An 11,323-nucleotide genomic window follows, 5' to 3' on the forward strand; every position below is an offset into this window, starting at 1 on the left:
ACATCCTTGCTTCATTAAATAAGAAGGAGAAGCTTTGGAGGTGAGTGTTAATGTCCGGGGAAATATTATCGCAAAATGAAATCGATGCTTTGTTATCGGCCATTTCCACAGGTGAAATGGATGCAGATGATTTAAAAAAAGAAGAAGTAGAAAAAAGAGTGAAAGTATACGACTTTAAAAGGGCGCTTAGGTTTTCAAAGGATCAAATCCGGAGTTTGACCAGGATACACGAGAACTTTGCAAGGCTGCTGACAACATACTTTTCTGCTCAGCTAAGAACATATGTCCAAATATCCGTTGCTTCGGCAGATCAAATACCATACGAAGAGTTTATCCGATCGATTCCTAAAATGACCATATTGAATGTTTTTGAGGTGCCGCCCTTGGATGGCCGAATCATTATTGAGGTCAACCCGAATATCGCTTATTCCATGATGGATCGTGTTTTGGGCGGGCGGGGCATAAGCGTGAATAAGGTGGATAGTTTAACGGAAATAGAAACGAAAATCATGTCGAATTTATTCGAGAAGGCTTTTGAAAATTTACAGGAAGCTTGGGGAACGATTGTTGAAATCGAACCGGTGATGACGGAGTTCGAGGTGAATCCACAATTTTTACAACTGGTTTCTCCAAACGATACTGTTGTGGTCATTTCCTTGAATACACAAATCGGCGAAACGAGCGGAATGATTAATGTTTGCATTCCTCACGTCGTATTGGAACCGATCATACCAAAGTTATCTGCTCATTATTGGATGGAAAATTCCCAAAAGGAAAAAATCCCAGAGGAAATCATGATTTTGGAAAAGCGTATCCGAAACGCAGATCTTCCCATTATTTCCGAACTTGGTTCCACAGACATCACCATCGAGGATTTTTTGCTGCTTGATGTTGGCGATGTCATCGATTTAAATAAGGCAATCGATGAACCTTTGACGATTACAATTGGAGGGATTCCAAAATACAGCGGGCAGCCAGGAAAAGTAGGAAAAAAACATGCTATCCAGATTCTTGATATTTTGAAAGGGGGAGACGAAGATGGTAAGTGATGGAATGCTTTCACAAGACGAGATAGATGCCCTTTTAAAAGGTACAAGTGATATAGAAGATGAGGTGGTCCCTCACTCGATTGACGATTATTTATCGATGATGGAACTCGACGCCCTCGGTGAAATTGGTAATATCTCCTTCGGAAGTTCGGCCACTGCCCTATCCACTTTGTTGAATCAGAAAGTGGATATCACCACCCCGACGGTTACATTGATTGAAAGGGGACAGATCGGGGAAGAATTCCCGCATCCGTATGTAGCGATTCAAGTGCAATATACAGAAGGTTTTTCAGGTATAAATATGCTGGTCATCAAGCAGAGCGATGCTGCTATCATTGCGGATTTGATGCTAGGCGGAGATGGGGAGAATCCTTCTGACCTGCTTGGGGAAATTCAATTGAGTGCTGTCCAGGAAGCCATGAACCAAATGATGGGTTCTGCTGCGACATCCATGTCGACCATTTTCAGTAAAAAAGTGGATATTTCTCCACCTAGCATAGATTTACTTAACTTTTTAAATGGTGAAGGTGAAAATGCGATACCGGACGAGGATTTATTTGCAAAAATCTCATTCCGTCTCCGTGTCGGCAACTTAATTGATTCCAATATCATGCAATTGCTGCCGTTAGAGTTTGCTAAAGGGTTAGTTTCTGAATTATTAAATGGGACGAGCGAAAGCGATCCTGCCGAGATGAAAACGCAAAAAGCACTAAGTGATCCAGTAACAAACATTCCAACTCAGGAGCCGGCACCATTCCAGGACATCCGGTCTGATCGATCGGCAAATGAAACTTATGGACAAGGCGGTCACCAAACCCAACCTGCGAACCAAATGCCGAATGTACCACAACATTTTGGAGTTTCATCCGTACCAACAGGACATCCGGTAAATGTTCAGCCTGCCAGTTTCACCAGTTTTCAGCCTTATCAGCTTCAGGAGTCTGAAACGAAAAATCTCAGCATGCTGATGGATATCCCTTTGCAGGTGACTGTGGAGCTTGGAAGAACGAAACGCTCCGTCAAGGATATATTGGAGCTGTCCTCCGGTTCGATCATCGAATTGGATAAATTAGCGGGAGAGCCAGTTGATATCCTGGTAAACAGCCGTTTGATAGCAAAAGGCGAGGTAGTGGTGATTGATGAAAACTTTGGAGTACGTGTTACGGATATCATGAGTCAAAGTGACCGATTAAATAAAATAAGATAATTTGGGGGACGAAAATTATGGCTAATAGAATTTTAATTGTGGACGATGCAGCATTTATGAGAATGATGATTAAGGATATCCTTTCAAAAAATGGTTTTGAAATAGTCGGGGAAGCAGCAGATGGAGCCCAAGCAGTGGAAAAATATAAAGAAACTCATCCGGATCTTGTAACGATGGATATTACCATGCCTGAAATGGATGGAATTACAGCATTAAAGGAAATTAAAAAGGTAAATCCTCAAGCTAAGGTCATCATGTGTTCAGCGATGGGACAGCAAGCCATGGTCATTGATGCGATCCAGGCGGGTGCAAAAGACTTTATCGTGAAGCCATTCCAGGCGGACCGTGTTTTGGAAGCCATAAATAAAGCATTAAGTTAAGAGGGTGTCTTCATATTGTTTTTAATTAAAAAATGGCTTCAGGTCTCACTGATGATAGCAGTATTCTTCTCTGGGGCCATACAGGCCCATGCGGAAGATCTTGAAAAAACAGTGAAGGATGTTTATGAACAGCCAGATGATTTAAAGGTGGATAAAGGTGAATCAAAAGGCTCGAAATCTACCAAACAGACAACGAATCCTGATAAAGTGGGGATAACCGTTTGGGAGTTTCTGAGGATGATATTTGCCACGATTTTTGTAGTGGCCCTTCTATATATCCTATTAAAGTTCATCAATAAAAAAAGTAAATCGTATCAAAAGGCAAATTCAGTGGAGAATTTAGGCGGTACGGGCCTTGGTGCAAATCGTTCTGTCCAGCTTGTTAAAGTCGGCGGGAGAATATTGGTGATCGGGGTCGGTGAAAATATTCAGCTCTTGAAAGAAATAGATGATCCCGAGGAATATGAACAGCTTTTGAAAGATCACAACGATAAGATCGATCAAATGATCCAGCCAGGGGAACTTGCAATGAAGTTGAAAAATAAGTGGTTGAAGAAAAGCGGATCCGAAACCGCCAGTTTCACTGCAGAGTTCAAAAGCCAACTTGATCAATTGTCTGATAGCAGGAAAAAGCTGTTAAAGGAGCTTGATAGGAAAGGAAGAGACAATGAATGAATGAGTTCATGGAGTTTTTTAATAACAGTGATCCCGCTAATGTCTCTACTTCCGTCAAACTTGTTCTACTGATGACTGTCTTATCGCTGGCTCCAAGCATATTGATCTTGATGACCTGTTTTACAAGAATCATCATTGTCCTGAGCTTTGTGAGAACATCGCTAGCTACACAGCAGATGCCGCCGAATCAGGTGTTGATCGGCCTGGCACTTTTCATGACATTTTTCATAATGGCACCGACTTTTCAGGAAGTGAATGAAAAGGCATTAACCCCGTTATTTAATGAAGAGATAGATTTAGAAGAAGCATATGTACAGGCCTCGATACCATTTAAGGAATTCATGAGTGCCCATACAAGGCAAAAGGACCTTGAGCTATTCTTGGAATATGCCAAGGTGGATAAGCCTGAAACGATACAGGACATTCCCTTGACTGCCTTTGTACCAGCTTTTGCAATCAGTGAAATCAAAACAGCTTTTCAAATAGGTTTCATGATTTTCATTCCCTTTTTGGTTATTGATATGGTCATTGCAAGTGTCCTGATGTCGATGGGGATGATGATGTTGCCGCCAGTCATGATTTCCCTGCCATTTAAAATCCTCCTTTTCATTCTGGTTGACGGATGGTATTTAGTGGTGAAGTCTTTATTACAGAGTTTTTAAGCAGGTGAGAAAAAATGAGTGCAGATTTTGTTATTGATATAGCAGAAAAAGGAATTTATATGGTATTGATTATCGCTGGCCCATTGATGGTAATCGCTCTTATTGTAGGACTATTAGTAAGCATCTTTCAGGCGACTACACAGATCCAGGAACAAACCTTGGCATTTGTTCCGAAAATCGTCGCAGTCTTATTGGGACTCATTTTATTGGCTCCATGGATGTTGAGCCACCTATTATCATATGCAAATGAAATATTCGGTAATCTGAATCGATTTGTAGGGTAGGGCATGGAGGAATTATTTCCGCACTTTCCCGCCTTTTTATTAATTGTGGTCCGGGTCACTACATTTTTCGTGGCCATGCCGATTTTTTCGTACCGTTCAATACCGGTACAACATCGGGTCGGGCTTGGAATCTTCCTTGCCTGGATCATGTACTACACCATTGATGCTCCGGTTCTGGAATTGGATGTCACATTTTATTTATTGATCATGAAGGAAGCGCTTGTTGGCCTTTTCATTGGGTTTGCAGCGTATATGATTTTATCGGCCGTTCAAATCGCTGGTGGATTGATTGATTTTCAAATGGGTTTTTCAATAGCGAATGTCATCGATCCCCAAACGGGGGCACAAAGCCCGTTGATGGGACAATACCTTTACACAATCGCCTTATTATTCCTATTGAGTACTAATGGCCATCATTTGCTTTTGGATGGAATTTTTTATAGTTATCAGTTCATCCCGATTGACCAATTATTTGTACCATTCGGAGATCATGCGCTGATAGAATATTTGGCCAAAGCTTTCAGCAAAGCTTTCATGATTGCTTTTCAAATGTCCATACCTGTGGTGGGAAGTATTTTCTTAGTGGATGTCACGCTTGGGATACTTGCCAGGACAGTTCCTCAATTAAATGTGTTCGTTGTTGGGATTCCAGTGAAAATCATTGCCGGATTAGCGGTTATCATACTGGTAATGGGGATGATGATGACGGTTGTCACCCAACTCTTCAATTTCTTGCTTTTGACCATGCGTCACCTAATGCAGTTGATTGGAGGCGTTTGATATGGAGTGGTATCAGCTGGATTTGCAGTTTTTCGCTGGTGAAAAGACCGAAAAGGCGACTCCCAAAAAACGTCAGGATTCGAAGAAAAAAGGTCAAGTGGCAAAGAGTCAGGATGTAAATACCTCTGTGAATTTAATTGCAGTGTTTTCAGTGTTATTGCTTATGGGACCGTACATGTATAATCATTTGCTCGGTCTTATGAAAGAATATCTGCAACATTTTACCTTGGCTGGATTCAGTGAGGAGAATATGCAAATTATCATGATAGAGGTTTTAAAGGAGATGGGCCTTATCCTAGGACCCGTTTTTGCAGCAGCGATAGTGGCTGGGATATTGGCTAATGTCATGCAAGTCGGGTTTTTGTTTTCGACTGAATCCATACAGTTCAAACTTGATAAATTGGATCCCATTAAAGGATTCAAACGTATTTTTTCAATGAGGGCCATTGTTGAATTATTGAAATCCATTCTTAAAATATCATTTGTTGGTTTTGTTGCCTTTTATGTACTATGGCAGCGCATGGACGAGATTATGATTTTATCACAGGTTTCTGTGGAAGAAGCGATGGCAACACTGGCGGATATTACGATTAAAGTAGGATTTTATTCTGCCGTGGCTTTATTGTTCATTGCTCTATTAGACTATTTGTATCAAAAATATGACTTTGAAAAAAACATCCGGATGTCCAAACAGGATATAAAGGATGAGTATAAAAATTCCGAAGGGGACCCGCTCATCAAATCCAAAATAAAGCAAAAGCAGAGGCAGATGGCCGCTCAGAGAATGATGCAGGAAATTCCCAATGCGGATGTCGTCATCACTAACCCGACACATTTTGCTATTGCTTTAAAATATGATGAAGAAAAAGCTGAGGCTCCGTATGTAGTGGCAAAGGGCGTAGATTTTGTTGCCCAGAAAATTAAATTCATTGCCAAAGAAAACGATGTGACCATGGTGGAAAATCGGCCTTTGGCCAGGTCTTTATATGATCAAGCTGAATTAGGCCAGGCGATACCCGAAGAGTTCTTTAAGGCGGTCGCTGAAATTCTGGCCTTTGTATATAAAACCAAAGGTAAAGTGTAAGAGTAATAGGGTAACCCGCTAGTTAGGAGAGAAAAAAACATGCGAGCAAGAGATTTAGTAGTTATATCGAGCGTCATCATGATCGTTGCCATGTTGGTCATTCCATTGCCAACATGGTTGTTAAGTATTTTACTCCTTTTAAATATCTCTCTTGCGTTGCTGGTTCTATTGACTACGATGAATATGAAAGAACCTCTCGAATTTTCGATCTTTCCTTCCTTGCTCCTTTTACTGACATTGTTCAGGCTGGGGTTGAATGTTTCGACGACTCGTGCCATTTTGACCTATGGTGATGCTGGGGGAGTTGTAGAAACCTTTGGGTCGTTTGTAGTCGGCGGTAACGTGCTTGTAGGATTAGTTGTATTCATCATTTTGGTCATCATAAATTTCATCGTCATCACGAAAGGTTCCGAACGGGTCTCGGAGGTAGCGGCTAGGTTTACGCTGGATGCGATGCCGGGAAAACAGATGGCCATCGATGCAGATTTGAATGCTGGGATGATTTCGGAAAACGAAGCACGTGCCAGAAGGGAAAAAATTAGTAACGAAGCAGACTTTTATGGATCCATGGATGGGGCGAGTAAGTTTGTTAAAGGGGACGCCATAGCGGGCATCATCATTGTCATCATTAACTTGATTTTCGGTATGATCATTGGCGTCATGCAATTGGACATGAGCTTTGGAGAAGCAGCCGTCCATTTTTCCATGTTATCGGTTGGTGACGGTATCGTGAGTCAGGTACCAGCTTTATTGATTTCTACAGCTACGGGAATTGTCGTAACCCGGGCAGCCTCGAATGGAAACCTCGGAGCGGATATTGTTGAACAGTTATTTCAATTTCCAAAAATGCTTTACCTAACAGCAGCAACCATTTTCCTTTTAGGGTTATTCACTCCCATTTCCGACTTGTTCACCATTCCGATCGCTGCTTTATTAGTCGTTGGAGGGTATACAATTTCAAGGATACCGAAGCAGGACGAAAGTGAAATACAAGAAATGGAAGAAGTGCTGGAAACCGATGAAATGAAAAGTCCAGAAAGCGTCGTTAACCTTTTAAGTGTCGACCCGATCGAATTTGAGTTTGGATATGGATTGATTCCGCTTGCGGATGCCAATCAAGGGGGAGACCTACTGGACCGGGTTGTCATGATCCGCCGGCAGCTTGCAATTGAGTTGGGGCTCGTAATCCCTGTCGTCAGAATACGTGATAATATTCAGTTGAATCCTAATGAGTATCGGCTGAAGATTAAGGGAAGTGTCATGGCAAAGGGGGAATTGCTCCTAAATCATTTCTTGGCCATGAGTCCAGGGATGGAAGACGATTCAATAGAAGGAATCGATACGATAGAACCGTCTTTCGGTTTACCGGCCAAGTGGATTACGGATGATATGAAAGAACATGCCGAGATGCTGGGTTATACAGTTGTGGACCCGCCAAGTGTTGTATCCACCCACTTGACGGAAGTCATAAAGTCCAATGCGCAGGAATTATTGGGCAGGCAGGAAACGAAACAATTGATCGATCATCTCAACGAATCGTCACCTATACTAGTAGAGGAAGTCACTCCGAATCCCTTGTCTATAGGAGATGTCCAAAAGGTATTGGCAAAATTATTGAAGGAAAAAGTTTCGATAAGGAACTTACCGATCATTTTCGAAACGCTTGCTGATTATGGCAAGTTATCGACTGACACAGATTTGCTTACTGAATATGTAAGGCAGAATTTAGCCAGACAAATAACGAATTCTTTTATTTCGGATGAAAATAGAATTAAAGTCATAACATTATCGGGGAAAGTTGAAAAGACCATCGCGGATGGTGTACAGCAAACCGATCATGGCAATTTTTTATCATTGGATCCAACTATATCGCAATCCATATTGGAGGCAGTTGCAGCCAAATTGGAAGAGCTGACCCTAATGGATCACCAACCGATCTTACTCTGCTCTCCAGCAGTAAGGATGTATGCCCGGCAACTAACTGAACGTTATTTTCCTAATGTACCGATTCTTTCATACAATGAACTCGAATCGAATGTAGAAGTACAAAGTGTAGGGGTGGTGGATATCGATTGAAGGTAAAGAAATATTTGGCGCCATCAATGAACGAGGCAATGAAGCGAATAAGGGCGGAACTGGGCAGCGATGCAGTAATCTTAAGTTCGAAGGCTGTATATAATGGTGGTTTCTTAGGATTATTCAAAAAGAGGAATATTGAAGTCATTGCAGCCATAGACCCTGTGTCCCAGCCTATCCAAGCCGTAACCAAGCAAAAATCGAAGAAGTTGCCATCTAAGCTGGATATGGCAAGTCATGCGCCTGAACCTAATGAAGGGAATAGGGAAAGTGCAGACTTATTAAAAGAAATCGAAGGTTTGAAAGATATGATAAAGAGTTTGCAAATCTATTCAACTGATAAAAAATATCCGGGGAGGCTGGAGAAAATCCACGAATACCTAACCGAGCAGGAAGTGGATATATCACTTCGGTCCCAAATCATGGATGAATTGCTTGAAAAATGGTTCGTTTTTAAACAGCAATCCACTGATGAAGAGGTTCAAGTTTGGTTGGAAGAAGCCATGCTAGGGATTTTGGAAAAGGTTGAAAACGGAAAACCCGGGCTGCAAAAAAAATATATTAATATTGTTGGCCCAACAGGTGTGGGAAAGACAACGACCTTGGCAAAAGTAGCTGCGGAAACCATGTTGAAGCATGATAAAAAGGTGGCTTTCATTACGACGGATACGTATAGGATTGCTGCAATAGATCAACTTAAGACATATGCCAAGATTTTAAACGTTCCAATTGAAGTCGCTTATAATTTGGAAGACTTCAAAAGGGCTGCTGAACGCTTCTCCCATTATGATTTTGTTTTTATTGATACGGCCGGAAGGAATTTCCGTAACCCGCAATATGTCAAGGATCTCAATGAAATCATCCATTTTACAGATGAGATGGAAACCTATTTAGTATTGTCATTGACCTCTAAACAAAAGGATATGGAAGATATTTATCGACAGTTTGCTGCCATACCTATTAAACAGGTCATTTTTACAAAAGCGGACGAAACCTCCACTTTCGGGCAGATATTCAATTTTATACACACTCATAAATTAGGAGCCGCCTATATAACAGATGGACAGAATGTGCCAGACGATATTGAAATAGCTACATCATCACAGCTATTGAAAATGGCTATTGGGGCTAATAAATATGAAAGATCAAGCTGAGAATTTACGAAAAAGATTGGAAGCCCGCCAAAATCGATCAATGGCCAAAACGATTGCCGTTTTAAGCGGGAAAGGTGGAGTGGGAAAATCGAACTTTTCTTTGAATTTTTCGATTGCTTTATCCCAAAGAGGCAAAAAAGTACTGTTGTTCGACATGGATATCGGTATGGGGAATATTGATATTTTGATCGGGGAACAATCTCCCTGCAGCATTATTGATTTTTTTGAAAACGATTGTAGTTTGAAGGATATCATCATCACAGGACCGGGAAACATTTCAATCATTACAGGTGGAACGGGGTTGACGAATCTCTTTTCACTTAATGAAGAAAAGTATACCCGGTTTAATGAGGAATTCAGTTTATTGTTGTCGAATTACGATTATATCTTATTTGATATGGGTGCAGGCATCACTCAGGATTCCATGAAATTCCTGTTATGTGTGGATGAATTAGTCGTTATCACGACGCCTGAACCCACTTCTATCATGGATGCATATTCCGCAATGAAATATATCCATTCGGTAAATAAAGAGACTCCATTGTTCCTGGTTTGCAATCGGGTTTTCACGAGTAAGGACGGCAAAGAAACGATTAAGCGCCTCCAAAATGCACTAGTGAAATTTTTGGGACTGGAAACTGTAGCTCTAGGGTACTTGCCAGATGATAGAACCGTACCCAATTCTGTTACCAAACAGATGCCCTTTCTCCTTTTCGATTCAGAAGCCGATGTATCCAAAGCCATTATGGACATTGCTTCGAGATATGCAAATCATTCATTTGGGGAAGAAATGACTTTGCAAAAAAGCCATTTCCTCCAAAATATGAAGAGATATTTTTTTGGAAAGTAGGTCTCCTTATATGAGTAAAGTAAAAGTGCTGATAGTGGACGATTCTGCGTTTATGAGAAAGTTAATTTCAGAGTTTTTAGCAGAAGATAGCAGGATGGAAGTCATCGGGACTGCCAGGAATGGAAGAGATGCCATAGACAAAATAAAGGCTTTAAAACCCGATGTCGTGACTTTGGATGTGGAAATGCCGATTATGGACGGATTGGAAGCATTAAGCCGGATCATGAATGAATGTCCAACTGCTGTAGTCATGTTATCAAGCACAACGAAAAAAGGAACGGAAAATACATTTGCCGCCATGAACAGTGGAGCCTTTGACTTTGTGGCTAAACCTTCGGGTGCCATTTCATTGGATTTACATAAAATCAAGAAAGAACTCCATGAAAAAGTTATGGCTGCCAGCAGGGCGAATGTTCACAAACTAGAAAAAAATGCGATGAATATTGAAAGAAGCCCATCCGTTTGGGGAAAATATAGTAAAATGGATTCAAAAGAATCGTCAGAAATTGAAAAAAATCAAAAAAAATGGTCCCATGGGCACAAAAAGATAATAGTCATCGGTACATCAACAGGAGGCCCGAGAGCTCTGCAGACCGTCTTGGCAGGTCTCCCGGAAGAAGTGGATGCTCCCATTCTCATTGTCCAGCATATGCCCCCCGGTTTCACAAAATCCTTGGCAACACGCCTGAATTCATTATGCAAGATTAAAGTGAAGGAAGCTGAAGAGGGGGAACTGATTCAAAAAGGTGTCGCCTATATCGCACCTGGAGGTTTTCACTTGAAAGTGAGGAAAGTCGGAATGAGCTGGGCAATCCTTTTGGATCAATCCGAATTGCGTAATGGACATCGCCCGTCGGTTGATGTGCTATTTGAATCGGTAAGTGAAATGAATGATTCTGCGAAAATAGCCGTTATCATGACCGGAATGGGGATGGACGGGTCGATGGGACTCATGAAGCTTAAACAGGAGGGTCCATTAAAAGCAATAGCCGAATCACAGGAGACATCAATCGTTTTTGGTATGCCTAAGGCGGCAATCAATACCAAGTTAATAGATAGCATAGAGGATGTAGAAAAAATAGCTAAAGCGATAATAAGCTATTGTTAACACATGGAGGTGTG

12 protein-coding genes are annotated in these 11,323 nt (G+C 41.4%); all 12 read left to right on the plus strand.

The features are described from left to right. Window positions 1-50 precede the first annotated feature (50 nt). The 12 genes from fliM to ABC374_RS06935 are packed head-to-tail and all read left to right on the plus strand — an operon-like array spanning window position 51 to window position 11,309. Window positions 51-1,049, plus strand: coding sequence for a flagellar motor switch protein FliM (gene fliM / locus ABC374_RS06880; protein ID WP_350302008.1), 999 nt, complete (start codon window positions 51-53; stop codon window positions 1,047-1,049). Then, a complete protein-coding gene (gene fliY / locus ABC374_RS06885; protein ID WP_413016625.1) occupies window positions 1,039-2,256 on the plus strand; it encodes a flagellar motor switch phosphatase FliY in 1,218 nt (405 codons plus the stop codon). Before fliM ends, fliY begins: the two co-directional genes overlap by 11 nt. 17 nt (window positions 2,257-2,273) lie before the next feature. Further along, on the plus strand, window positions 2,274-2,636 hold the full coding sequence (gene cheY / locus ABC374_RS06890; protein WP_063231856.1) for a chemotaxis protein CheY: 363 nt from the start codon (window positions 2,274-2,276) through the stop codon (window positions 2,634-2,636). A 15-nt stretch (window positions 2,637-2,651) separates the two neighbouring features. Then, complete coding sequence (locus ABC374_RS06895; protein ID WP_413016627.1) at window positions 2,652-3,311, plus strand: flagellar biosynthetic protein FliO; 660 nt, start codon at window positions 2,652-2,654, stop codon at window positions 3,309-3,311. Then, window positions 3,308-3,973 (plus strand): flagellar type III secretion system pore protein FliP, encoded by a 666-nt coding sequence (gene fliP, locus ABC374_RS06900; protein ID WP_350302011.1) that lies wholly within the window; start codon window positions 3,308-3,310, stop codon window positions 3,971-3,973. The genes ABC374_RS06895 and fliP overlap by 4 nt, the downstream gene beginning before the upstream one ends. 14 nt (window positions 3,974-3,987) lie before the next feature. Next, entirely contained in the window at window positions 3,988-4,257 is a 270-nt protein-coding gene (gene fliQ / locus ABC374_RS06905; protein WP_101224658.1) for a flagellar biosynthesis protein FliQ, read from the plus strand. Between the two features lie 3 nt (window positions 4,258-4,260). Continuing rightward, window positions 4,261-5,037 carry a flagellar biosynthetic protein FliR gene (gene fliR / locus ABC374_RS06910; RefSeq protein ID WP_241591184.1) on the plus strand — a complete coding sequence of 259 codons (777 nt, stop codon included), beginning with the start codon at window positions 4,261-4,263 and terminating at the stop codon, window positions 5,035-5,037. Window position 5,038: 1 nt separating this feature from the next. Next, window positions 5,039-6,121 carry a flagellar biosynthesis protein FlhB gene (gene flhB / locus ABC374_RS06915; protein ID WP_413016630.1) on the plus strand — a complete coding sequence of 361 codons (1,083 nt, stop codon included), beginning with the start codon at window positions 5,039-5,041 and terminating at the stop codon, window positions 6,119-6,121. Between the two features lie 39 nt (window positions 6,122-6,160). Further along, window positions 6,161-8,197, plus strand: a complete 2,037-nt coding sequence (gene flhA / locus ABC374_RS06920; protein WP_350302013.1) for a flagellar biosynthesis protein FlhA — start codon at window positions 6,161-6,163, stop codon at window positions 8,195-8,197. Next, entirely contained in the window at window positions 8,194-9,351 is a 1,158-nt protein-coding gene (gene flhF, locus ABC374_RS06925; protein ID WP_413016633.1) for a flagellar biosynthesis GTPase FlhF, read from the plus strand. The genes flhA and flhF overlap by 4 nt, the downstream gene beginning before the upstream one ends. After that, window positions 9,335-10,201, plus strand: a complete 867-nt coding sequence (locus ABC374_RS06930) for a MinD/ParA family protein (protein ID WP_413016635.1) — start codon at window positions 9,335-9,337, stop codon at window positions 10,199-10,201. Before flhF ends, ABC374_RS06930 begins: the two co-directional genes overlap by 17 nt. Window positions 10,202-10,211: 10 nt before the next feature. Next, complete coding sequence (locus ABC374_RS06935; RefSeq protein WP_413016637.1) at window positions 10,212-11,309, plus strand: protein-glutamate methylesterase/protein-glutamine glutaminase; 1,098 nt, start codon at window positions 10,212-10,214, stop codon at window positions 11,307-11,309. The last annotated feature ends 14 nt before the right edge of the window (window positions 11,310-11,323 follow it).

The organism is Peribacillus phoenicis, from assembly GCF_047238085.1.
Lineage (GTDB): Bacteria > Bacillota > Bacilli > Bacillales > DSM-1321 > Peribacillus.

What these genes read in the sequence shown, in the direction of transcription:
- flhB (WP_413016630.1), top strand. Translation starts at nt 5,039, where the DNA reads ATGGAGTGGTATCAGCTGGATTTGCAGTTTTTCGCTGGTGAAAAGACC.
- ABC374_RS06935 (WP_413016637.1), top strand. Translation starts at nt 10,212, where the DNA reads ATGAGTAAAGTAAAAGTGCTGATAGTGGACGATTCTGCGTTTATGAGA.
- fliP (WP_350302011.1), top strand. Translation starts at nt 3,308, where the DNA reads ATGAATGAGTTCATGGAGTTTTTTAATAACAGTGATCCCGCTAATGTC.
- fliY (WP_413016625.1), top strand. Translation starts at nt 1,039, where the DNA reads ATGGTAAGTGATGGAATGCTTTCACAAGACGAGATAGATGCCCTTTTA.
- fliR (WP_241591184.1), top strand. Translation starts at nt 4,261, where the DNA reads ATGGAGGAATTATTTCCGCACTTTCCCGCCTTTTTATTAATTGTGGTC.
- flhA (WP_350302013.1), top strand. Translation starts at nt 6,161, where the DNA reads ATGCGAGCAAGAGATTTAGTAGTTATATCGAGCGTCATCATGATCGTT.
- fliQ (WP_101224658.1), top strand. Translation starts at nt 3,988, where the DNA reads ATGAGTGCAGATTTTGTTATTGATATAGCAGAAAAAGGAATTTATATG.
- cheY (WP_063231856.1), top strand. Translation starts at nt 2,274, where the DNA reads ATGGCTAATAGAATTTTAATTGTGGACGATGCAGCATTTATGAGAATG.
- ABC374_RS06930 (WP_413016635.1), top strand. Translation starts at nt 9,335, where the DNA reads ATGAAAGATCAAGCTGAGAATTTACGAAAAAGATTGGAAGCCCGCCAA.
- fliM (WP_350302008.1), top strand. Translation starts at nt 51, where the DNA reads ATGTCCGGGGAAATATTATCGCAAAATGAAATCGATGCTTTGTTATCG.